General features: G+C 50.8%; 18 protein-coding genes. 14 read left to right on the top strand and 4 right to left on the bottom strand.

The genetic code is table 11. The features are described from left to right. Positions 1-136 precede the first annotated feature (136 nt). On the bottom strand, positions 137-1,282 hold the full coding sequence (locus tag R2X38_RS24575; RefSeq protein ID WP_317524977.1) for a Na/Pi symporter: 1,146 nt from the start codon (positions 1,280-1,282) through the stop codon (positions 137-139). A 481-nt stretch (positions 1,283-1,763) separates the two neighbouring features. Between R2X38_RS24575 and nhaA the strand changes: the two genes are divergently transcribed. The 4 genes from nhaA (at position 1,764) to R2X38_RS24595 (ending at position 4,803) form a co-directional block, all read left to right on the top strand. Then, positions 1,764-2,942 carry a Na+/H+ antiporter NhaA gene (gene nhaA, locus R2X38_RS24580; RefSeq protein WP_317524978.1) on the top strand — a complete coding sequence of 393 codons (1,179 nt, stop codon included), beginning with the start codon at positions 1,764-1,766 and terminating at the stop codon, positions 2,940-2,942. Next, positions 2,939-3,205, top strand: coding sequence for a hypothetical protein (locus tag R2X38_RS24585; protein WP_317524979.1), 267 nt, complete (start codon positions 2,939-2,941; stop codon positions 3,203-3,205). Before nhaA ends, R2X38_RS24585 begins: the two co-directional genes overlap by 4 nt. Positions 3,206-3,509: 304 nt before the next feature. Then, positions 3,510-4,400, top strand: a complete 891-nt coding sequence (gene nhaR, locus R2X38_RS24590; RefSeq protein WP_317524980.1) for a transcriptional activator NhaR — start codon at positions 3,510-3,512, stop codon at positions 4,398-4,400. Between the two features lie 106 nt (positions 4,401-4,506). Beyond that, a complete protein-coding gene (locus R2X38_RS24595) occupies positions 4,507-4,803 on the top strand; it encodes a metalloregulator ArsR/SmtB family transcription factor (RefSeq protein WP_317524981.1) in 297 nt (98 codons plus the stop codon). A gap of 77 nt (positions 4,804-4,880) precedes the next feature. On the opposite strand, the gene rpsT is transcribed toward R2X38_RS24595, so the two are convergent. After that, the gene (gene rpsT, locus R2X38_RS24600; protein WP_036799376.1) at positions 4,881-5,141 is read right to left on the bottom strand and encodes a 30S ribosomal protein S20; all 261 of its coding nucleotides are present in this window, start codon (positions 5,139-5,141) and stop codon (positions 4,881-4,883) included. A gap of 207 nt (positions 5,142-5,348) precedes the next feature. Here rpsT and murJ point away from each other — a divergent pair, with 207 nt between their 5' ends. From murJ to R2X38_RS24650, 10 genes are all read left to right on the top strand, one after another. Next, positions 5,349-6,908: a murein biosynthesis integral membrane protein MurJ gene (gene murJ, locus R2X38_RS24605; RefSeq protein WP_317524982.1), complete on the top strand. Its 1,560-nt coding sequence runs from the start codon at positions 5,349-5,351 to the stop codon at positions 6,906-6,908. Between the two features lie 123 nt (positions 6,909-7,031). After that, entirely contained in the window at positions 7,032-8,003 is a 972-nt protein-coding gene (gene ribF, locus R2X38_RS24610) for a bifunctional riboflavin kinase/FAD synthetase (RefSeq protein WP_317524983.1), read from the top strand. Continuing rightward, positions 8,000-10,831 (top strand): isoleucine--tRNA ligase, encoded by a 2,832-nt coding sequence (gene ileS / locus R2X38_RS24615; RefSeq protein WP_317524984.1) that lies wholly within the window; start codon positions 8,000-8,002, stop codon positions 10,829-10,831. The genes ribF and ileS overlap by 4 nt, the downstream gene beginning before the upstream one ends. Continuing rightward, a complete protein-coding gene (gene lspA, locus R2X38_RS24620) occupies positions 10,831-11,367 on the top strand; it encodes a signal peptidase II (protein ID WP_317524985.1) in 537 nt (178 codons plus the stop codon). Before ileS ends, lspA begins: the two co-directional genes overlap by 1 nt. 98 nt (positions 11,368-11,465) lie before the next feature. Further along, positions 11,466-11,900 (top strand): FKBP-type peptidyl-prolyl cis-trans isomerase, encoded by a 435-nt coding sequence (gene fkpB, locus R2X38_RS24625; protein WP_317524986.1) that lies wholly within the window; start codon positions 11,466-11,468, stop codon positions 11,898-11,900. Between the two features lie 12 nt (positions 11,901-11,912). Next, on the top strand, positions 11,913-12,854 hold the full coding sequence (gene ispH, locus R2X38_RS24630; RefSeq protein ID WP_317524987.1) for a 4-hydroxy-3-methylbut-2-enyl diphosphate reductase: 942 nt from the start codon (positions 11,913-11,915) through the stop codon (positions 12,852-12,854). Between the two features lie 126 nt (positions 12,855-12,980). Beyond that, entirely contained in the window at positions 12,981-13,790 is an 810-nt protein-coding gene (dapB, locus tag R2X38_RS24635) for a 4-hydroxy-tetrahydrodipicolinate reductase (protein ID WP_317524988.1), read from the top strand. Between the two features lie 621 nt (positions 13,791-14,411). Continuing rightward, positions 14,412-15,551: a glutamine-hydrolyzing carbamoyl-phosphate synthase small subunit gene (carA, locus tag R2X38_RS24640; protein ID WP_317524989.1), complete on the top strand. Its 1,140-nt coding sequence runs from the start codon at positions 14,412-14,414 to the stop codon at positions 15,549-15,551. Positions 15,552-15,568: 17 nt separating this feature from the next. After that, positions 15,569-18,793 carry a carbamoyl-phosphate synthase large subunit gene (gene carB / locus R2X38_RS24645; RefSeq protein WP_317524990.1) on the top strand — a complete coding sequence of 1,075 codons (3,225 nt, stop codon included), beginning with the start codon at positions 15,569-15,571 and terminating at the stop codon, positions 18,791-18,793. A 606-nt stretch (positions 18,794-19,399) separates the two neighbouring features. Further along, the gene (locus tag R2X38_RS24650) at positions 19,400-20,254 is read left to right on the top strand and encodes a magnesium transporter (RefSeq protein WP_317524991.1); all 855 of its coding nucleotides are present in this window, start codon (positions 19,400-19,402) and stop codon (positions 20,252-20,254) included. 75 nt (positions 20,255-20,329) lie between these two features. Here the strand turns inward: R2X38_RS24650 and dacB are convergent, their stop codons facing one another. Together dacB and R2X38_RS24660 are read right to left on the bottom strand one after the other, a co-directional pair. After that, positions 20,330-21,790 carry a serine-type D-Ala-D-Ala carboxypeptidase gene (gene dacB, locus R2X38_RS24655; protein WP_317524992.1) on the bottom strand — a complete coding sequence of 487 codons (1,461 nt, stop codon included), beginning with the start codon at positions 21,788-21,790 and terminating at the stop codon, positions 20,330-20,332. Positions 21,791-22,009: 219 nt separating this feature from the next. Continuing rightward, positions 22,010-23,011, bottom strand: a complete 1,002-nt coding sequence (locus R2X38_RS24660; RefSeq protein ID WP_317524993.1) for a porin — start codon at positions 23,009-23,011, stop codon at positions 22,010-22,012. Between the last annotated feature and the right edge of the window lie 118 nt (positions 23,012-23,129).

Consider the following 23,129-nt stretch of genomic DNA (forward strand, 5'->3'; position numbering starts at 1 on the left):
ACAGCACCACAGCACCACAGCACCACAGCACCACAGCACCACAGCACCACAGCACCACAGCACCACAGCACCGCTTTTTCAACCAACAAAAAACCCGCCGAAGCGGGTTTTTTTAGAAGTGATTTTCAGCGTGCGGTTACGCGGTCAGGGCAAGGATAGCACCCGGGATAGCGATGAATACCAGGCCAATGTAACCAGCCACTGCGGCTTTGCTCTTGGTACCGATTTCACCTAGGTAGAAAGCACCTTTTAGCGGTAGTTCACGTAGGAACGGTACACCGTAGATAAGTACCGTTGCCATTAGGTTGAATGCTAGGTGAACTAGGGCAATCTGCAGGGCGTAGACTGCGAACTCACCACCAACAGCCGTTGCTGCAAGTAGAGCCGTGATACATGTACCGATGTTAGCGCCAAGAGTGAACGGGTATACATCGCGCACTTTCAGTACACCTGTACCTACTAGCGGAACCATCAGGCTGGTTGTGGTCGAAGAAGACTGAACCAGAACCGTTACCACTGTACCTGATGCGATACCGTGGATTGGACCGCGGCCGATAGCGCTCTTTAGGATTTCACGTGCACGGCCAACCATTAGGCTACGCATCAGTTTACCCATCGCTGTGATAGAGATGAAAATCAAGCCGATGCCGATGGCAATCATGAATAGGCCACCCATAGTGCCAAAGCTAGACAGTGGGCCTTTGATTAGGTTAACACCTGGGCCTGTCACCGCTTTCATGAAGTTAATTCCACCCATATCCATGTTGGCAGTCCCCATCATTGGTGATACCAACCACGTCGAGATCTTTTCCAGCAGACCGAACATCATTTCCAACGGCAGGAAGATAGCTACAGCCAATAGGTTGAAGAAGTCATGGATGGTTGCGCTGGCAAATGCACGACGGAACTCTTCGTTGCAACGAGCGTGGCCAAGGCTAACCAGGGTATTGGTTAGGGTTGTACCCATGTTGGCACCCATAACCATTGGGATCGCGGTTTCAACTGGCAGGCCGCCAGCAACCAGACCTACAATGATAGAGGTCACTGTACTTGATGACTGGATTAGCGATGTCGCTACCAGACCGATCATCAGGCCAGCAATCGGATGCGAGGCAAACTCGAAGAGCGTTTTAGCTTGTTCACCAACAGACAGTTTAAAGCCGCTGCTCACAACCGACACAGCAACAAGTAGAACGTAAAGCATGAACGCTAGGTTAGCCCAGCGGACCCAGCGCATAGAGCTGTTCATTGGCTGTTCAGCAGTAGAGGCTTGGGTAGTCATAATCATTTCTCCATGACAGGAATATGTCGTTTTGGTTTCATGTTTTTGAAATCTGGGAGCGATGGTAGAGATCGAATATTTCAGAAATATGACAGTTATTGTCACAGAGTAAGTTTGTGCTCTTTTTGCGAGGTGATGCAGTGCTTTTCAGCGTAATGAAAAATTTACTTTGATTATATATTTATGAATTTAAATACTATTTTTTAATGACAAAGATTGATGCTGTTGTGAAAATTTTTTCTATTGTATTTGTGTCATTTTTAGAATTAATTAGTGATTGATGGCTTTTTGAATAGCTATAAATGGCGAATATGACAGTGTCAATTAGACAGTACGGTTATTGCTTGTGTTGAGGGTGTATTATTCGGTTTTACCGATGTTTATATTCTGAACAAACGATTTAACAGTTTAGTGCTGTGACGTCTAAACTAAATTTACATTTTTATTGTGACATTTGTTTCACGAAAAGGAGTTCCGGTCGATGACCGATGCGATTCGTAAATTCTTAAAACTAGAGTCTGCTGGTGGGATTATCCTGATCATCGCGGCGGCGTTGGCCATGATGATAGCGAACTCCCCACTGCAGGATCTGTATAACGGCACACTGCACACTTATGTTGCAGGCTTGTCTATTTCACACTGGATCAACGACGGCCTGATGGCTGTGTTTTTCTTGCTGATTGGTTTGGAAGTCAAGCGAGAGCTGATAGAAGGGGCGCTCAACACGAAAGAAAAAGCGATCTTCCCTGCTATTGCTGCCGTGGGGGGCATGATTGCTCCTGCGCTGGTTTATGTCCTGTTTAATTTTGCTGATCCAATGGCAGTGAAGGGGTGGGCGATCCCCGCAGCGACTGATATTGCTTTTGCATTGGGTATTATGGCGCTACTAGGCAGCCGTGTACCTGTTACCTTGAAAGTTTTTCTGTTGGCTCTGGCGATAATCGATGACCTGGGCGTGATCGTGATCATTGCCCTGTTCTACAGCAGCGATCTATCGACACTTGCGTTAGCGGTGGCATTTGCGGCAACTACAGCCTTGTTTGTCATGAACGCTAAAAACGTCACCAAAATTTCCTGGTACGTGGTTGTTGGTCTGATCCTTTGGGTCAGTGTATTGAAGTCGGGCGTCCATGCAACCTTGGCGGGCGTGGTACTGGGCTTTGCGATTCCGCTTTCCGGCGAAAACGGATTGTCAGACGAGCATTCACCGCTCAAGAAAATGGAACATGCCCTACATCCGTATGTGGCTTTCTTTATCTTGCCAGTGTTTGCCTTTGCCAATGCCGGGATCTCGCTAGAGGGGGTGTCATTAGGTGGCCTGACGTCTATGTTGCCATTGGGTATTGCCCTCGGTCTGATGATCGGTAAGCCTCTTGGCATTTTCACCGCGAGTTATCTGGCGATTAAAACCGGCTTGGCAAGCATGCCGGAAGGCATAGGGTTTAGACAGATTTTTGCGGTCTCAGTACTGTGTGGCATTGGTTTTACCATGTCTATCTTCATCTCGTCGCTGGCTTTTGTCGGCGCACCGGAGGAATTCAGTACTTACTCTCGATTGGGCATCCTGCTGGGATCGACGATTTCAGCGGTTATTGGCTATATGATGCTTAGCCGCTCGTTGCCAAGGAGCATTGCCAAGGAAAGTGGAGGTGTAATATGAAACGCGCAATGATGATTGTTGGGTTGATGGTGTCTGCGACGGCAATGGCAGTGCCAGATTACCAAAACTGTAATCAAGACAGCAGCTCAGATGTCTGTCAGGCTTACCTGGCAGGTTTGAACCACGCAAAATCGGCGGCAGAGACCACCGCGATGGTGGAAAATGACAGCCCGTTCCGTTCTCGAGCGCTTGAGCAGCGTGTCGGCGAGCGCTACCGGAAAATGTCTGCGATGGATCAAAAAACAGCTTCAACATCAGAGTGATAAACATTTAATCGATGTATGAAAACTGAATAAGTGTAATATTTCATTGGTGAATGAATGATTACGGTTGAAGCGCCCAGAAGCTCAGCGTAAGCTGGCTTCTGGGATTTTTATTTTTAGGCCCGTGTGATTTCCAATCAGCTGCACCGCAGTCTAAGTTGCTGGTTCAGAAGACCGATTACGTCATCAGCATTTTGTAACCCTGTTACTGTATACTCTTCTTGTACTCGGTAGTTCAACATCTATGTTGGCCCTTGCCCGCCCCGATTGGAATGACACTGCTTATGGAAAATGGTTGCTTAACATGTCTCACCTAAACTACAACCACCTTTATTACTTCTGGATGGTCTGCAAACAAGGCTCTGTTACCAAGGCTGCCGATGCGCTGTTTTTGGCTCCGCAGACGGTCACCGGGCAGATCCGGGCGCTGGAAGAGCGTTTAAAGGGTAAGCTGACTAAACGTGTTGGTCGCAATATTGAGCCCACAGAGTTGGGCCAGCTGGTTTTCAAGTATGCCGATAAGATGTTCGACCTCAGCTACGAGATGCTGGATATTGTCAATTACACCCAGCGCGAGAACCTGTTGCTGGAAGTTGGCGTGGCAGATGCGTTGTCAAAACGCCTGGTCAGCAAAGTGCTGATGGAGGGCCTGCCGGAAGACGAGCGCATTCACCTGCGCTGTTACGAGTCGACCCACGAAATGCTGCTCGAGCAGCTATCGCAGCATAAGCTGGATATGATCCTGTCTGATTGTCCGGTGGACTCCACTCAAAGCCCTGGCCTCTACAGCAAGAAGCTGGGCGAGTCGACCATGAGCTTTTTCTGCAACGAACCGGGCAAGCCACTGAACTTCCCTGCCTGCATTGAAGATTACAAGCTGCTGATACCGGGCCGGCGTACAGCGATGGGGCGTAAGCTTATCCATTGGTTCGATCAGATGGGTATTACACCGAATATCCTCGGTGAGTTTGATGATGCCGCCCTGATGAAAGCCTTTGGCTTGTATCAGCCGTCGATGTTTGTCGCGCCTTCTATCTATGCTGCCGAGCTGGAAGACACGACCCATAACATCCGAGAGGTGAAGCGGGTGAAAGAGATCAAGGAAGAGTACTATGTCATTTTCGCTGAGCGAATGATCATGCACCCGGCGGTAAAACGCATATGTGAGGCAGACTTTAGAAAACTGTTTAAATAGAGTTGCTGATTTTTGTTCGTTTGATTCAAATATCCATACTGTGTGCTAGAAAACCATGTTTAAATTAAGTACATTAGCGTTAACTTAATTGACAGGTGGTAGCAGTATGGAACTACAGCAAATGGAGCAGAATGCCCCTAAAGCCGTAGCTCTGCTAAAAGCAATGGCCAACGAACGGCGTCTATTCATCCTTTGTTACTTACTGGAGGAAGAAATGTCGGTTGGGATGATGAGTGAGCGGCTGGGGCTTAGCCAGTCGGCATTATCGCAGCATCTGGCATGGTTGCGGCGTGATGGCCTGGTAGAAACAAGGAAAGAGGCTCAGACGGTCTATTATCGCCTCAAGAGCGATGAGGTCAAAGCGATGATCCAGTTGTTACACAAGATGTATTGTGGGGCCTAGCAGCACAGAGATTGTTGAAAAGCAGATATAAAAAAACCGGCGAAAGCCGGTTTTTTTATCGAAATCAGAAACTCAGATTAAAGAGCTTTGATTTTAGCAGCTAGACGAGCTTTGTGACGTGCAGCTTTGTTTTTGTGGATCAGGCCTTTAGTAGCCATGCGATCCATAACAGGTTGCATTTCAGCGAAAGCTTGAGTAGCAGCTTCTTTGTTGCCCGCTTCGATAGCAGCAATAACTTTCTTGAAGAAAGTACGCATCATAGAACGACGGCTAGCGTTGTGCTGGCGACGTTTTTCTGAAGTGATCGCACGTTTCTTAGCAGATTTGATGTTAGCCAAGGGTATAACTCCAAAACTTGGTACGGTGACATTTTAAGGCCGAGGACTATGCCTGTTTAGCCAGAGATTGTCAAATGATTTGTGCAAATAACCGCCTAACCAATTGAATTGGCACTTGCGGATTAACACGGTTAATATGGCGGCAGATTTTACCAGCATTTGGCTACGGAAGTCACCTTTTGGGGCCATCTTTATGAGGTTTTTTTTGTGAGCAAGCGTCTTTTGCGCTCAGGACTGGTTGTCAGCACCATGACATTGGTCTCTCGAGTGCTTGGTTTGGTGCGCGATGTGGTGGTCGCCAACCTGATGGGGGCCGGGGCCGCGGCCGATGTTTTCTTTTTCGCCAACAAAATCCCTAATTTCCTGCGGCGGTTGTTTGCCGAAGGCGCATTCTCACAGGCTTTTGTCCCGGTACTGACGGAATATCATGCGTCCGGCGAGATGGACCGTACCCGCCAGTTGATTGCGAGGGCATCGGGTACCCTGGGTGTGATTGTGTCGATTGTTACCCTGCTGGGTATCCTCGGTTCGGGAGTGGTGACCGCCATGTTCGGCGCCGGCTGGTTTATCGACTGGCTGAATGACGGCCCGTCGGCGCCAAAATTCGAGCTGGCTAGCCTGCTGCTGAAAATCACGTTTCCTTACCTGTGGTTTATTACTTTTGTCGCCTTGTCGGGGGCGATCCTCAACACCTTGGGTAAGTTTGCGGTGTCTTCGTTTACGCCGGTATTCCTCAATGTGGCGATTATTGGCTGTGCATGGTTTGTCTCGCCGAACTTGAGCCAACCGGAAATAGGACTGGCACTCGGGGTCTTCCTTGGCGGTCTGATCCAGTTTTTGTTCCAGCTGCCGTTTCTGTATAAAGAAGGAATGCTGGTCAAACCCAAGTGGGGATGGAACGACCCGGGTGTGGTGAAGATCCGTACCTTGATGATCCCGGCGCTATTTGGCGTTTCGGTCAGTCAAATCAACCTGTTGTTTGATACCTTCATTGCCAGCTTCCTGGCCACCGGCTCTATCAGCTGGCTGTATTATTCAGACCGCTTGTTGGAGTTCCCGCTGGGCTTGTTCGGTATCGCCATTGCCACGGTGATCCTGCCTGCGCTGTCGCGCAAGCATGTGGATCAGAGCCCTGAGCAGTTTGCCCATACCATGGACTGGGGCGTGCGCATGGTACTGCTGCTGGGGATCCCTGCGATGCTGGGGTTGATGGTGCTGGCCAAGCCGATGCTGATGGTGCTGTTTATGCGTGGCGAGTTCAGCCCCAACGATGTACAGATGGCGTCCATGTCACTGCTGGCTTATGCCTCCGGCCTGCTTAACTTCATGTTGATCAAAGTACTGGCGCCGGGTTATTACGCAAGGCAGGATACCAAGACCCCGGTGAAGTTCGGTATCGTCGCGATGGTAACCAATATGTTCTTCAACGCCATCTTCGCTTATTTCTATGGCTATGTTGGTCTGGCAATGGCAACGGCGCTGTCGGCACTGGTTAACGCCGCCCTGCTTTACCGTGGCCTGCACATGACCGGTGTGTACAAGGTGACGGGGGAAACCTTGTGGTTTGTGATGCGCCTTGTTATCGCGGGTGGTGCTATGGTCGGCACTCTGTTGTGGCTTCTGCCGGAGATGGCGGTGTGGCTGGAGTGGACCTTGCTTGACCGTGTGCTATGGCTGGCTGGCCTGATCGGTGCTGGCGCTGGGGTATACTTGGTGGCTGTGATGCTGATGGGCGTTCGGCCTCGTCACTTGAAGGCCGCGAGTTAAACCGTATTGCGGGTGGTGATAAATTATCCGCAAAATCGCCTGAATATGATTCAGATTGGTATGATGGGTTCAGAGTAGTATATAATCCGTCAGTTTTTCACTCTGCGAAAATGAACTTGACGCATGGAATTGATCCGAGGAATACATAATATCCAGCCCGAGCACCATGGTTGTGTGCTGACGATTGGTAATTTTGATGGTGTTCACCTAGGTCACCAGGCAGTGCTTAGCAATGTCATGGCCAAGGCGAAGGCGCTTGGCTGTCCGGCGACAGTGATGAGCTTTGAACCCCAGCCTCAGGAGCTGTTTGCCGGCGATAAGGCACCTGCGCGATTAACTCGCTTCCGGGACAAATACTTACGCTTGAAAGAGCAAGGTTTGGAACGCTTCCTGTGCGTCAATTTCAATCGTCACTTTGCTAGCTTGTCGGCACAAGATTTTGTCCGCCGCTTGTTGGTTGAGCAATTGGGTGTTAAGTTTCTGGTAGTTGGCGACGATTTTCGCTTCGGTAAAGGTCGGAGCGGTGATTTCGCGATGCTAGAAGCTGCCGGTAAAGAATATGGCTTTACTGTGGTGAGTACCCAGAGCTTCTGTGTCTCCGAGCAGCGTGTCAGCAGCACGGCTATCCGTCAGGCATTGGCCGACGATCAGCTTGCGCTGGCAGCGTCCATGCTAGGGCGTCCGTTTAGTATTAGCGGGCGCGTCTCCCATGGTCGAAAATTAGGACGGACTATCGGTTTTCCGACAGCTAACGTCCCACTTAAACGCCGGGTCTCTCCGGTTTCTGGCGTTTATGCCGTCGAAGTCCACGGCGTGGCTGATACTCCGCTTGCCGGGGTGGCCAATGTTGGTCGTCGGCCGACGGTAAACGGTGTGCGCCGCCAATTGGAAGTACACTTATTTGATTTCCAGTCTGATCTCTACGGGGCCCAGATTGACGTCGTGCTCTGCCATAAGCTGCGCGACGAGATAAAATTTGAATCATTTGATGCGTTAAAAGCACAAATCGAGCGTGATGCGCAGTCAGCACGGGTGTGGCTGGCTGAGCGTAATAATGTCCAACTTCGCCCAAGTAACGGAATCGAGAATCAATGAGCGACTATAAAGATACCCTGAACCTGCCTGAAACAGGGTTTCCGATGCGAGGCAACCTAGCTCAGCGTGAGCCTGCAATGCTTAAGCGTTGGTACGATGAAGATCTTTACGGTGAAATTCGTAAAGCCAAGAAGGGTAAGAAATCCTTCGTACTACACGATGGCCCTCCATATGCCAACGGTGATATTCACATTGGTCACGCGCTAAACAAGATTCTTAAAGACATTATTATTAAGTCAAAGACTCTGTCAGGCTTTGATGCGCCATACATTCCTGGCTGGGACTGTCACGGTCTTCCTATCGAGCTAATGGTAGAAAAGAAAGTCGGCAAGCCGGGCCACAAGGTTACTGCTGCGGAATTCCGCGAGAAGTGCCGCACTTATGCCGCCGGTCAGGTTGAAGGCCAGAAAGAAAGCTTTATTCGCTTGGGTGTTCTGGGTCAGTGGGACAAGCCTTACCGCACCATGGATTTTGACACTGAAGCCAACATCATTCGCTCGCTGGGCAAGATTGCCGATCAGGGCCACCTGCTAAAAGGCTTCAAGCCTGTTCACTGGTGTACAGACTGTGGTTCTGCACTGGCAGAAGCGGAAGTGGAATACAAAGACAAAGTGTCTCCTTCTATCGATGTTCGCTTTAAAGCGGCTGACGAAGCAGCAACCGTTGCGAAGTTCCAGTGTGCTGACGGCCACACCGGCGAAGGCGATATCTCTATCGTGATCTGGACGACAACGCCTTGGACACTGCCTGCCAACCGCGCGGTTGCAGTACGTGATGACTTGGAATACGTGCTTATCCAGATTGAGGGCGAGAAGAAAGAACGTCTGATCGTTGCGTCTGAGCTAGCGAAAGATGTGCTGGACCGTGCTGGTATCGAGCACTTCCACAATCTTGGTTTCTGTAAAGGTGCCGATCTGGAATTGGTGCGTTTCAACCACCCATTCTACAGCTTCGACGTACCAGTGATCCTGGGCGATCACGTAACGACTGAATCAGGTACGGGTTGTGTACACACAGCACCGGGCCACGGTCAGGAAGACTTCGCGGTCGGCCAGAAGTACGGCCTAGAAGTGGCTAACCCAGTAGGCAGCAATGGTGTTTACCTGCCGGATACCGAGCTATTTGCCGGCCAGCACGTATTCAAGGCCAACGATGCGGTTGTTGAAACGTTGAAAGAGCACGGTGCGCTACTTCACCACCATGCATACGAGCACAGCTACCCACACTGCTGGCGCCACAAGACGCCAATCATCTTCCGTGCCACCCCTCAGTGGTTCATCTCGATGGATCAGGCGGGTCTTCGTGCCAAAGCGCTGGAAGAAATCAAAGCGGTTGAGTGGATGCCGGAGTGGGGCCAGAGCCGTATCGAAGGTATGGTTGAAGGCCGCCCTGAGTGGTGTATCTCTCGTCAGCGTACCTGGGGTGTGCCAATTGCCTTGTTTGTTCACAAAGAGACGCAGGAACTTCACCCGAACAGCGCAGAGCTGATCGAGAAGGTGGCGCAGCTTGTTGAGCAAAAAGGCATCCAGGCATGGTGGGATCTTGACCCGGCAGAAATCATGGGTGAAGAAGATGCTGCCAAATACGAAAAAGTGCTGGATACCCTGGACGTATGGTTCGACTCGGGTGTGACTCACTTTTCTGTGGTGGATAGCCGCGAAGAGTACAACGGCAACAGTGCGGATCTATACCTAGAAGGTTCTGATCAGCACCGTGGTTGGTTCCAGTCTTCATTGATTTCTTCTGTGGCGATGAAAGCCGAAGCACCTTACAAGCAAGTGCTGACTCACGGCTTCGTGGTTGACGGCCAGGGCCGTAAGATGTCGAAGTCTATCGGTAACGTTGTGGCACCGAAAGATGTGACCAACAAACTGGGTGCTGATATCCTGCGTCTATGGGTTGCGTCGACTGACTACACCGGTGAAGTGGCAGTATCTGATGAGATCCTTAAGCGTTCTGCTGATGCTTACCGTCGTATCCGTAATACCTCGCGCTTCTTCCTGGCTAACCTAAGCGGTTTCAACCCTGAAACTGACCTAGTTGCACCAGAAGAGATGGTGGCACTGGATCGCTGGGCTGTTGGCCGTGCAATGGCTGCGCAGGAAGAAATCATCAAAGCGTACGATGAGTACAACCTACACGCGGTGACTCAGCGTTTGATGCAGTTCTGCTCGGTTGAAATGGGGTCATTCTATCTGGATGTGATCAAAGACCGTCAGTACACCGCGAAGCGTGGTGGTCACGCCCAGCGTAGCTGCCAGACCGCACTATACTACATCGTAGAGGCACTGGTTCGCTGGATGGCACCTATCATGTCGTTCACTGCTGATGAGATCTGGAACGAGATGCCAGGCCAGCGCGACAAGTTCGTGTTCACCGGTGAGTGGTTCGAAGGTCTGTTTGGTCTAGCGGAAGGCGAAGAGCTGAACAACGAGTTCTGGGCTGAGATCCAAACTGTACGTGGCGCGGTGAACAAGCTGCTTGAAGGTGCACGTAAGGACAAAGTCATCGGTGGTGCGCTACAGGCTGAAGTAACGCTACACGCATCTGAAGCACTGGCTGCCAAGCTGAACAAGCTGGAAGATGAACTGCGCTTTGTTCTGCTAACCTCTAAGGCAGAAGTGGTTGTTACAGACAGCAAGCCAGAAGGCGCGCAGGATACCGACGTTGAAGGTTTGTTTGTAACAGTGAAAGCATCAGAAGCGGCGAAGTGTGACCGTTGTTGGCACCACGTTGCCGATGTAGGCACAATCGAAGGCCACGAAGAAGTGTGTGGCCGTTGTGTCAGCAATGTCGAAGGTGAAGGTGAAGAGCGTAAGTTTGCCTAATGAGTAAGTTATCGTCTGAAAACGGACTATCGCTGAAGCAATCTGGGGTTCGCTGGCTATGGCTAGCGGCTCTGGTGTTCATTGTTGATATCGGCAGCAAGCTGCTGGTGATGAACACCATGGAGTACGGTTGGCCAAACCGTATTGAACTGCTGCCATTCTTTAATTTGCTTTACGTCCACAATACCGGGGCGGCCTTTAGCTTTTTGAGTGATGCTGGCGGTTGGCAGCGTTGGCTGTTTGCGGCGATAGCCCTCGGGGTTTGTGCCATGCTGGTATTCTGGATGCGCAAGCTTCCGGCCAAGCAGAAACTGGCCAATGTCTCCTATGCCCTGATCATTGGTGGAGCACTGGGTAATTTGTTTGACCGCCTGTACCACGGCTTTGTGGTCGATTTCCTCGATTTTTATGTCGGGAGTTACCACTGGCCGGCCTTTAATATTGCCGACATGGGCATATGTATCGGTGCCGGCTTGATCATCCTCGACGGTTTCTTGTCTGATAAAGATAAGAAAAAGCAAGTCGTTAAGCACTAACCTCGATCTTGGCTTATATCCCTAAGCGCCGTCCGTTGATACGGGCGGCGCTTTGTTGTTAAATGGGCGGGGTATAACTATAGAGAAAGGATCCCTACATGTCGGTCATTACGGAAAGCAGTGAAGTTCTCATGCACTTTGCCATCAAGTTAGAAGATGGCTCGGTGGCAGATTCAACCCAGGCAATGGGCAAACCGGCAAAATTCAAAATGGGGGATGGCAGCCTGACAGACAATTTCGAAAAATGTCTGCTGGGCTTGGAACAAGGACAGAAGAGCAGCTTCGATCTTGAACCGGAAGATGCGTTTGGCTTGCCAAACCCTGATAACATCCACCATGTTGACCGTACCAAATTTGGTACTGATGCCCCGGCTGAGGTCGGCAATATTATCGCTTTTGCCGGTCCTGACGGCAGCGATATCCCGGGCATCATTACAGAAGTTCTCGGTGACTCTGTGACCGTTGATTTCAATCACCCGCTTGCAGGGCAGCGTGTGACTTTCGAAGTTGAAGTCGTTGCCATTGAAAACTAAGAGCAGTTAGCAATGAAAATCTTACTCGCGAACCCTCGGGGTTTCTGTGCCGGTGTAGACCGAGCCATCAGTATTGTTGAGCGTGCGCTGGAAATGTACCAGCCGCCGATTTATGTTCGCCATGAAGTGGTGCACAACCGCTTTGTGGTTGAGGGGCTGAAGCAGCGCGGTGCCATTTTTGTCGAAGAGCTGCACGAAGTGCCGGACGACAATATTGTGATTTTCTCCGCCCATGGGGTGTCGCAGGCAGTTCGCAACGAAGCCAAAGCCCGTCAGCTGACGGTGTTCGATGCCACCTGTCCGTTGGTGACCAAGGTCCATATGGAAGTGGCGCGTGCCAGTCGCCGCAATATGGAAGTGGTGTTGATCGGCCATGCCGGCCATCCTGAAGTCGAAGGCACCATGGGGCAGTATGCGAGTGAGGCCGGCGGCATGTATCTGGTCGAGAAACCAGAAGATGTTGAGACGCTAACTGTCAAAGACCCAAGTAATTTGCACTACGTCAGCCAGACGACGCTGTCAGTTGATGAGACGGCGGATGTAATCGACAAACTGCGTGAAGTGTTCCCTGAGATCCAGGGCCCACGTAAAGATGATATTTGCTACGCGACCCAAAACCGCCAGGATGCCGTGCGCGAAATGTCGACCGATGTCGATGTGATGATTGTCGTTGGCTCGAAGAACTCCTCAAACTCCAACCGCCTGCGCGAACTGGCCGAGAAGCTGGGTACGCCGGGCTACCTGACCGATTGCCCTGAAGATGTTGATCAGGTGTGGTTCGACGGGAAAACGAAAATCGGTGTTACCGCAGGTGCATCGGCACCGGAAGAGCTGGTGAACCAGATCATTGCGCGCATCCAGTCGCTGACGGATGCCAGTGTCGATGAGCTGACCGGCCGCGAAGAGAATATGTTCTTCGAAGTACCGCGTGAATTGCAAGTCAAGAACATCTAGTAACAAGCTACTTAAGGTTTGTTTGCTGTATTTATCAGCCCCAGCACCTGCTGGGGCTTTTTTTATCTTTCTCAACAGGCTACATTGGGGAGCATAGAGAACATAGAACCAGGGAGATGAAGCGCAATGGTAAGAATTGCGATTGCTGGCGCGGCAGGACGTATGGGCCGTCAGCTACTAAAAGCGACACATTTGTCCGAGCAGGCAGTATTGGGTGCAGCAACCGAGCGTCCTGAGTCGACATTGATTGGTGCCGATGCCGGTGAGTTGGCAGGTATTGGTCCGGTGTCGGTGATTATTGTCGAGGATTTGGTCAAGGCCGCTGATGACTTTGACGTGCTTATCGACTTTACAGCACCCGTTGCAACACTGGCGAATCTGGCATTCTGCCAGCAGCATGGCAAGAAAATCGTTATCGGCACCACGGGGTTCAGCGATGAAGAGCGTGCCCAGATCGATAAGGCTGCCGGATCAGTGCCTGTTGTGATGGCGCCAAACTACAGTGTCGGTGTCAACCTGGTGTTCAAATTATTGGAGAAAGCCGCCAAGGTGATGGGTGATTACTGCGATATCGAAGTGATCGAAGCCCACCACCGCCATAAAGTCGATGCTCCGTCTGGTACCGCGATCGGTATGGGTGAAGCAATTGCCGGGGCGATGGGTAACAAATTGAGCGATGTGGCAGTGTATGCCCGTGAAGGGATCACTGGCGAACGTAGCCGTGATGAGATCGGCTTTGCGACTATCCGTGCTGGCGACATTGTGGGTGAGCATACCGCAATGTTTGCCGATATCGGCGAGCGGGTGGAAATCACCCATAAAGCAACGGATCGAATGACCTTTGCTAATGGTGCTGTCCGCGCGGCAGCATGGCTCAATAGTAAGCCGGCGGGCTTCTATACCATGCATGATGTGCTAGGGCTCGATGAGCTGTAACGGATGTTAATCAACCGGCCAACTGGCCGGTTTTTTTATACCTATCCACGAGGCTGACCAGATAGTAATGACCCAAAATTGCAGGAAGCTAAGTGGGTAATGATATTCCAAAGGGGAATCTCCACCGGTGATTGTTGTGACCGTTATGCTTAGTGAGTGCATAATCAGCCACTTTGTTGCTGGTCACTGTTCGTTTTGTTAGCTAGTTCTAAAATTGACTGTGTTTTCCCGCTTTTAGTGTTTGTTTTATTGGCTTTGTTATTATTCCTGGGCCACCCGTCCAAAATAAACGGTAAAGTTGGCGTGTTTTCGAAGCAGGCGGATAGTTTTTTGTTTTTGTTTTTGGTTGAATTTAGGCAAACGATAAACTGGATCGCAGTAGAAAAAATAACCGTAAAAAGGTGGGGTTTTCTTTTGTTTTTGCCCGTCTTTGCTGGTTTTGATGGTGGGGAGGCTAAAAAATAAATTTATTTTTCGTGATCTGTTGACAGATTTCGATACCGTCTCTAGAATGCGCGCAATTTGTCAAAATTCGGCTTGACTCGCGTTTTGACTTTGTATGGAATGGGTAATTGCAACTTTATCTGTTTTAACTGCATTTTTATATTTTTGGAGGTTGTCTTGAGCAAATCAGCGCTGTTAGTCCTGGAAGATGGGACAGTGTTCCGCGGCGTGTCCATTGGGGCAGATGGTTCGGCCGTTGGTGAAGTTGTTTTTAATACCTCGATGACGGGGTATCAGGAAATTCTCACCGACCCTTCTTATTCTCAGCAGATTGTTACTCTTACTTATCCTCATATTGGCAATACCGGAACTAATTCCGAAGACGAAGAATCCTCCTCAATCCATGCGCAAGGCTTGGTAATTCGCGACCTCCCTCTTATCGCTTCTAACTTCCGTAATCAGCAGTCCCTTTCTGATTACCTGAAATCCCAGAACATCGTTGGCATCGCCGACATCGATACCCGTAAGTTAACTCGCCTACTGCGCGAGAAAGGTGCACAAAACGGTTGCATCGTAGCGGGTAACAACCTGGATGAAGCGCTAGCATTGGCGAAGGCGAAAGAGTTCCCTGGTCTGAAAGGTATGGATCTGGCTAAAGAGGTGACTACCTCTGAAGCTTACCAGTGGAAACAAGGTTCATGGACGCTGGAAGGCGGCCTGCCAGAAGCGAAAGATGACAGCGAGCTGCCATACCACGTAGTGGCTTACGATTTCGGTGCCAAGCGCAATATCCTGCGCATGCTGGTTGACCGTGGTTGCCGCCTGACTGTTGTTCCTGCCCAGACTTCAGCTGAAGAAGTACTGGCGCTGAACCCTGACGGTGTGTTCCTGTCAAACGGCCCTGGCGACCCAGAGCCATGTACTTATGCGATTGAAGCAACAAAAGTGTTCCTTGAAAAAGGCCTACCGATTTTCGGTATCTGCCTAGGCCACCAGATCCTTGCGCTGGCCTCAGGTGCACAAACGGTGAAAATGAAATTTGGTCACCATGGTGCTAACCACCCGGTTAAAGATCTTGACCGTGATGTGGTGATGATCACCTCACAGAACCACGGCTTTGCCGCTGATGAAGCAACGCTGCCTGAAAACCTTCGTGCGACCCACAAGTCACTGTTTGACGGTTCGCTACAGGGTATCCATCGTACTGACAAGCCAGCCTTCAGCTTCCAGGGTCACCCTGAAGCAAGCCCAGGCCCGCACGATGCCGCGCCACTATTTGATCACTTCATCGAACTAATTAAGCAGCACAGCGCCTAAGCCGGAGTAATTAAGCAATGCCAAAACGTACTGATATTCAAAGTGTTTTAATCCTAGGTGCTGGCCCGATTGTTATCGGCCAGGCATGTGAGTTTGACTACTCGGGTGCCCAGGCGTGTAAAGCCCTACGTGAAGAAGGCTACCGAGTTATCCTGGTGAACTCGAACCCAGCTACTATCATGACTGACCCAGAGATGGCCGATGCCACTTACATCGAGCCTATCCATTGGGAAGTCGTGCGCAAGATCATCGAAAAAGAGCGTCCGGATGCGGTACTACCGACCATGGGCGGCCAGACAGCACTGAACTGTGCGCTGGATCTTGAAAAGCACGGCGTACTGGAAGAGTTCGGCGTAGAGATGATCGGTGCGACAGCTGACGCTATCGACAAAGCGGAAGACCGCTCTCGCTTCGATGCGGCGATGAAATCAATCGGCCTTGAGTGTCCGCGTGCTGATACCGCGAAAACCATGGAAGAGGCTTACAAAGTCCTCGATATGGTTGGCTTCCCATGTATCATCCGTCCTTCATTTACTATGGGTGGTACCGGCGGTGGTATCGCTTATAACAAAGAAGAGTTCGAAGAAATCTGTCGCCGTGGTCTGGACTTGTCTCCTACCAACGAACTGCTTATCGACGAATCTCTGATTGGTTGGAAAGAGTACGAGATGGAAGTGGTTCGTGATAAGAACGACAACTGCATCATCGTATGTTCAATCGAAAACTTCGATGCCATGGGTATCCACACCGGTGACTCAATCACGGTTGCACCGGCTCAGACGCTAACGGATAAAGAATACCAGCTGATGCGTAACGCATCGCTAGCAGTACTGCGTGAAATCGGTGTTGAAACTGGTGGTTCAAACGTACAGTTTGGTATCAACCCGAAAGATGGCCGTATGGTTATCATCGAGATGAACCCACGTGTATCTCGCTCTTCGGCGCTGGCATCTAAAGCAACAGGTTTCCCAATCGCGAAAGTGGCGGCGAAACTGGCAATCGGCTTTACTCTTGACGAGCTGATGAACGACATTACAGGTGGCGCAACACCTGCCTCGTTCGAACCAACTATCGACTACGTTGTTACCAAGATCCCTCGCTTTAACTTCGAGAAATTCGCTGGTGCAAACGACCGTCTGACAACTCAGATGAAGTCGGTGGGTGAGGTCATGGCTATCGGCCGTAACCAGCAGGAATCTTTGCAAAAAGCACTTCGCGGCCTAGAAGTTGGCGCGAACGGCTTCGACGAAATGGTTGACCTAGATGCACCTGACGCACTGACGACTATCCGTCACGAGCTGAAAGATGCAGGTGCCGAGCGTATCTGGTACATCGCGGACGCATTCCGTGCCGGTCTGTCGGTAGACGGCGTGTTCAACCTAACGAACATCGACCGCTGGTTCCTGGTTCAAATCGAAGAGCTAGTGAAGCTTGAGAACGACGTGAAAGAAGGCGGTTTTGCTGGCCTGAACGCTGATGTTCTTCGTAAGCTGAAGCGAAAAGGTTTTGCCGATGCGCGTCTAGCCAAGCTACTAGGTGTGGCTGAGACTGAAATCCGTAAGCTGCGTGACCAGTACGATATCCACCCGGTATACAAGCGTGTGGATACCTGTGCGGCTGAGTTCTCTTCTGACACCGCTTACATGTACTCATCATACGATGAAGAATGTGAAGCACAGCCGACAGACAAAGACAAGATCATGGTATTGGGCGGTGGCCCGAACCGTATCGGTCAGGGTATCGAATTCGACTACTGCTGTGTTCACGCATCTCTGGCTCTACGCGAAGACGGTTACGAGACCATCATGGTTAACTGTAACCCAGAGACCGTATCGACCGACTACGATACGTCAGACCGCCTATACTTCGAGCCAGTTACACTGGAAGATGTACTGTCTATCGTACGCGTCGAGAAGCCAAAAGGCGTTATCGTTCAGTACGGTGGCCAGACGCCACTTAAACTAGCCCGAGCACTGGAAGCTGCAGGCGTGCCTATCATCGGTACTAGCCCAGATGCTATCGACCGCGCCGAAGACCGCGAGCGCTTCCAGGCTGCTGTTGAGCGCCTAGGCTTGCTACAGCCGGAAAACGCAACCGTAACGACAATGGAGCAAGCGGTTGAGAAGTCAAAAGAAATCGGCTTCCCACTGGTTGTTCGTCCATCTTACGTACTGGGTGGCCGAGCGATGGAAATCGTCTACGACGAAGCTGACCTGCGTCGTTACTTCAACGAAGCGGTTAGCGTGTCTAACGAGTCGCCGGTTCTGCTTGACCGTTTCCTCGACGATGCCACAGAAGTTGATATCGATGCTATCTGTGACGGCGAGCGTGTGGTTATCGGCGGTATCATGGAGCATATCGAGCAAGCCGGTGTTCACTCCGGTGACTCAGCATGTTCACTACCTGCTTACACCCTAAGCCAGGAAATCCAGGATGTGATGCGCCAGCAGGTTGAGAAGCTAGCCTTCGAACTTGGCGTACGCGGTCTGATGAACACCCAGTTCGCGGTGAAGGACAACGAAGTTTACCTTATCGAGGTGAACCCACGTGCTGCACGTACGGTACCGTTCGTATCGAAAGCCACGGGCGCACCACTGGCGAAAATCGCTGCACGAGTGATGGCCGGTCAGTCTCTTGAGTCGCAAGGCTTTACCAAAGAGATCATCCCACCTTACTACTCCGTGAAAGAAGTGGTACTGCCATTCAACAAGTTCCCAGGTGTTGACCCACTATTGGGCCCAGAAATGCGCTCTACCGGTGAGGTAATGGGTGTCGGTGATACGTTCGCTGAAGCGTTTGCCAAAGCTGAACTTGGTTGTGGCAAAGAGAAGCAAGCGAAAGGCCGCGCATTGTTGTCTGTTCGCGGTAACGACAAGCAGCGTGTGGTTGACCTGGCTTCCAAGCTGGTCAAGCAAGGCTACGAGTTGGATGCTACCCACGGAACTGCAGTTGTACTAGGTGAAGCGGGTATCAACCCTCGCCTAGTAAACAAGGTACACGAAGGTCGTCCTCACATTCTTGACCGTATCAAGAACAATGAGTACTCGTACATTGTGAACACGGCTGAAGGTCGTCAGGCTATCGAAGACTCGAAAGTTCTACGTCGCGGCGCATTGGCGGAGAAGGTGAACTACACCACGACGCTAAACGCAGCGTTCGCAACCTGCATGGCTTGGGCTGCTGATGACCGTAACAAGGTGACCTCAGTACAAGAGCTGCACGCTCGCATTAAAGACGCGTAATTACTGACGCATAATCACTGCTTTTACTAGCAGAAGAGAGTGCAAAAACGGCCTGTGGAAGCAGGCCGTTTTTTTATGTCTGTCCAAGGGCTGCAGGACTTTTGAACAAGCAGTTTTCACCATAATGTCATGGTGTTGAAGAACTGTGATGCCATTAATAATTTGTGCCAATTGCGGATGAAAATCTCCTTGAAACTGCAACTGAAGCGCGTACAATTAGCCGCGTCGCATATGCGATACTTATTTTTTGGAGACTTAGATGAACGATACCGACCATCCCCCGAGTATGAAGGTGGAAAATCAAACCTGCTAACGGTGTCGGTCTCCTATGATTCCGAACTGCCCCAGGTTCGGAATAGTCTGTTCTCTCTCATCTTTCGATGACCCTTTTCAAACATACTTTTCCTCGGTTTTCCCAAGCCATTATCTCAATATTGAATCTCGCCAATGTGTGGTGAATGACAGGCTTTTTGCTGTCTGCAGTTCAGCTTTATGTTAAGCGCTTGCAGATAGGGACTGGCACATTCATACCGTGTTATGGCGTGTTCTGGTGGTCGTTACCAAATGCCGAGTTTTTGCTCGGCACCGCTAATCGGGAGATTCGCCATGACGGTAATGAACTATGCAGCAGATGCTGCACTGGTAAATGAAGAACTGGCTCAGAACGATGTTCTGGCTGTACGCAACGCGTTTTTGAAATATGCCATTGATGAGCAGGCTAAACTGTTGGTCAAGATGCCTATTTCAGAAGCGATTGCGATTTTGAGTGAAATGCCATTGCGCCATGTGCAGACCCTGTTGGATCTGCTGGATGAAATGGACGAAGAAGTATGCATGCGCCATTTGGCGAACGGCCTTGGTCTGATCTGCTCGGAAGCAGAGCCTGCCGGCCACTACCTGCAAAACAGTGTGTTTAGCCATGTGCGCGAGCGTATTGGCTGGATTGTTGGCCTGGCATTACTGGGTATTGTTTCGGGTCTGATCATCTCGCACTACGAAGATACCCTGAGCCAGTTGGTTTTGCTGGCGGTATACATGCCGGTAATTGCGGCGGCAGGTGGTAACACCGGTTCGCAGGCCGCTACGCTGGTGGTCCGTGCGCTGGCCATGGAAGAAATACGGTGCCGGGACTGGGCCAAGGTGCTGTGGAAGGAATTCCGAGTTGCACTGATGATTGCCGGTGTCCTTGCCGTTGTGATCATGGGCCGGGTGATGATGTTCAGCGATGGCTCGTCGCTGCCAATCGGTATGGAGCTGATGGACATTGCCATGGCCATTGGTGTGGCTATCTCGCTGCAGGTCGTCCTGTCGACGACTGTTGGTGGCGTGTTGCCGATGATCGCCCGTGCGGCCAAGCTTGATCCGGCCGTTCTGGTCAGCCCGGTACTGGCCTCGGTGGTGGATATCACCGGTATGATCATCTATTTCAAGACGGTCAATGCCTTCCTTGGTCTTGCCTAGCAAACTAAAGATATCAACATGAAAAAAGCGAGTGGTGATGAGCCACTCGCTTTTTTGTCTACCTCATTTCGTTTATCAGTACTGCTGATACAAACCCTGGTAAAGCGCTCGCTCGAAGGTTTCGATCGGCGGGGAAATGACAGGCAGGCTCTCATCGCGCTCCGGCGGGAAGTAGTTACTTACCATCTGCACAAACAACAAGGTTTGGCCGGATTGGGTCTTGATTAGGCCTGCCAGGTTGTAGGTGCCATAGAGCGACCCGCTCTTGGCATGGATCTTACCTTGAAGCGGCTTGTGGCGAATACTCTGGCGGTAGCGCAGGGTACCGCTCTGGCCACTGACTGGCAGGGTCGCTAGCAGGTTGAGCGTGTCGTCATGGTTATAGAGGTAAGTGATCACTGTCATCATTTGGCTTGCGGTCATGCGGTTATTGCGAGAAAGACCCGAGCCATCAACAATTACCGCCTGATCCAAATCGATATTGGCCTTGTCTTTTAAAATAGCCTTGATGGCCTTGCTGCCATTGGCAAAGCTGCCCGGCTGTTTGAAGTATTTGGCACCAATGGTCTTGGCGATGTTGTCCGCATACAGATTGTCGGAGTCCTTGACCATGGTGTCGAGCAGCTCATGCAGCGGGGCAGAGCGATGGCTCGCAATGACCTTACCCTTGGCACTGTCGTCACGTGTGATACTTCCTTCCAGTTTGATACCGAGACGCTTCAGTTCGGCTTTTATCACTTGGCTGATGTAGGCTTTGGTATCCTGCACGGCAAAATTGAGTGGCAACGGTTTGTCACGTTTTACCAGACAGCCGCTGAGGTGGTAGTGGTTGCTGCCCTTGTCTGTCAGTTCAAGATCGCAATGGCTGGTTTTCTGCCGCTCTTTGGTCGTTACCCGTGCGTCAGTGGTGACTTTTAGTGGCTGGTGGCTTGGGATATTGACCCGGGTTGTATCACCGACATTACGGTTACTGTACAGCGCCCCCTGCACGCAGTTGTGCTCGAGGCTCAGGCTGCTCGAGGGCGCGCTGTAACATACGCCTAAAATATCCCACGGCCAGCCCGGCGCTTGCTCGTAGCCGCTGAACTGGCTGCCATTGAGCAGCAAATCCCCTTTAATGGTGGAGCCTGAGTGTGCCTTTAGCTTGCCAAGGAGCGAAGCGAGTTGTGTGCGAGATAAAGCCGGATCGCCGCTGAAGCGTAGGATGACATTGTTGCCCTGCTGCTCAAGCTGGGTGGTAAAGCGGTAATCCTTACCAAGATAAAGCTGTGCCGCTAGAGCGGTCACCATTTTCTGGGTGCTGGCTGGTGGTTGGAACTGTTCTTCCCGTTGTGAAAAGAGGATAGCCCCGCTTTGGGCATCCGCGATTAAGAGGGCGGTGTCGTGGCCGTAGGGCAGCGACTTGAAGCTGGGGTGATAAGTTGCAGGCTTAGTAGTGGCTGACGGTGGCTCTGCACTGTCTTGGCTTGAAAATGCCAAGTGGGGAAATACGGTTAGGCTTGCTGATACCAGCAAAAGACGAAATGGCAGACGCATCCTGAGAGCCTTCTATATAGTGAGAATATCTAAGTGTCATGATAACGAATATCAGACAGATAAAAAGTCAGAGATCGGCAAGCTTGCTGGAAGCGGGGATAGCGGTGCCAGAAAGCGAAAGGGTATGCGGGAGGAGAATAGGGATCAGAGATAAAAAAACACCGGCCAGAAGGCCGGTGTTTAGAAAAGGCGGTGTTAGAACTCTATATCCAAACAGGATTAGAAGTCGTAACGTGCACCAAGAACGAACTCGTCAGAAGCGCCTGCTTTACCAACATCCTTAGAGTCTAGGTTGTTGAACTTGTAAGACGCGTAAGTGCGGAAGTTCTTGTTGAAGTAGTGAGTAGCATCAACAGCGATTGAGTCTGCTACGTCTACGTTGTCAGTCTTGTCTTCAAGGTAGTTGTAAGTCGCTACGAATACAGTCTTGCCGTATGTGTAAGCGGCAGCGAATTCGTAACCACGTACTTTATCAGCAACTGTGTTGCGAGAGTCCTGGTATAGACCTGCAACGTAGAAGTCGCCGATGGTGTAAGAGATACCACCGAATGCGTTTTTCTGAGTTTCGTCAGTCGCGCCGTTGCCATCAAGAACGTCTTGCTCGCCGTAACCAGCACCGAACGCTAGGCCCATGTCTAGGGTAAAGATAGCACCCGCAGAGTAACCGTCGCCGTATTCAACGTTTGCGTCTTTAGCACCTTCGAACGCGTAGTTAGCTTTAACAACCAGGTTGTTACCGCCTAGGTCGAAATCACCTACGTAGGCAAGGTTGTTAGATGTACGGTCTGCAGCAGCAATTTTGCCACCCGCTTCGTTGCCGTGGTAAGACATGATATCTGTCATATCAGTGATCATGCCTAGAGAGCCGTCAGTCTTACCGTAAACTACTTGACCGAATTCGCCGCCGATACCTGCATTGATGTGACGGTTGTTAACGTTGCCGCTGTCAGCAGAAGTACCAGAGCTTGTGTACTCGCCTTCGTAGAAACCGATACCGTAGATAGTATCAGTGATATCAGTTTTACCCGCGATGTTCATACGAACACGAGACTTGTCTGAAACTTGGTTGTCGCCAGATGCATCTTCAGCCATTACTGCACGAGCTTCAAGACGGCCGCCTACTGCTAGGCTAGATGTTTCGTCAGAGTAAACTTCTGCTGCGTTTGCTACAGAAGAGATAGATGCTGCTGCTACTGCTAGAGCAATCAGTTTCTTGTTCATTGTCGAATCCTTTTGGAATTTTTTGTTGTATGCATATCTGTGCTAAATGCATGCTGTTCTTTTTACTGGTCTCTAGCCCGATCTGTTAGTAAAAAAAACTGAAAAATACTTTATTTCA

The organism is Photobacterium rosenbergii (genome assembly GCF_033022775.1).
Classification (GTDB): Bacteria; Pseudomonadota; Gammaproteobacteria; order Enterobacterales; family Vibrionaceae; genus Photobacterium; species Photobacterium rosenbergii_A.

What these genes read in the sequence shown, in the direction of transcription:
- R2X38_RS24575 (WP_317524977.1), bottom strand. Translation starts at nt 1,282, where the DNA reads ATGACTACCCAAGCCTCTACTGCTGAACAGCCAATGAACAGCTCTATG.
- nhaA (WP_317524978.1), top strand. Translation starts at nt 1,764, where the DNA reads ATGACCGATGCGATTCGTAAATTCTTAAAACTAGAGTCTGCTGGTGGG.
- R2X38_RS24585 (WP_317524979.1), top strand. Translation starts at nt 2,939, where the DNA reads ATGAAACGCGCAATGATGATTGTTGGGTTGATGGTGTCTGCGACGGCA.
- nhaR (WP_317524980.1), top strand. Translation starts at nt 3,510, where the DNA reads ATGTCTCACCTAAACTACAACCACCTTTATTACTTCTGGATGGTCTGC.
- R2X38_RS24595 (WP_317524981.1), top strand. Translation starts at nt 4,507, where the DNA reads ATGGAACTACAGCAAATGGAGCAGAATGCCCCTAAAGCCGTAGCTCTG.
- ribF (WP_317524983.1), top strand. Translation starts at nt 7,032, where the DNA reads ATGGAATTGATCCGAGGAATACATAATATCCAGCCCGAGCACCATGGT.
- ileS (WP_317524984.1), top strand. Translation starts at nt 8,000, where the DNA reads ATGAGCGACTATAAAGATACCCTGAACCTGCCTGAAACAGGGTTTCCG.
- lspA (WP_317524985.1), top strand. Translation starts at nt 10,831, where the DNA reads ATGAGTAAGTTATCGTCTGAAAACGGACTATCGCTGAAGCAATCTGGG.
- fkpB (WP_317524986.1), top strand. Translation starts at nt 11,466, where the DNA reads ATGTCGGTCATTACGGAAAGCAGTGAAGTTCTCATGCACTTTGCCATC.
- ispH (WP_317524987.1), top strand. Translation starts at nt 11,913, where the DNA reads ATGAAAATCTTACTCGCGAACCCTCGGGGTTTCTGTGCCGGTGTAGAC.
- dapB (WP_317524988.1), top strand. Translation starts at nt 12,981, where the DNA reads ATGGTAAGAATTGCGATTGCTGGCGCGGCAGGACGTATGGGCCGTCAG.
- carB (WP_317524990.1), top strand. Translation starts at nt 15,569, where the DNA reads ATGCCAAAACGTACTGATATTCAAAGTGTTTTAATCCTAGGTGCTGGC.
- R2X38_RS24650 (WP_317524991.1), top strand. Translation starts at nt 19,400, where the DNA reads ATGACGGTAATGAACTATGCAGCAGATGCTGCACTGGTAAATGAAGAA.
- dacB (WP_317524992.1), bottom strand. Translation starts at nt 21,790, where the DNA reads ATGCGTCTGCCATTTCGTCTTTTGCTGGTATCAGCAAGCCTAACCGTA.
- R2X38_RS24660 (WP_317524993.1), bottom strand. Translation starts at nt 23,011, where the DNA reads ATGAACAAGAAACTGATTGCTCTAGCAGTAGCAGCAGCATCTATCTCT.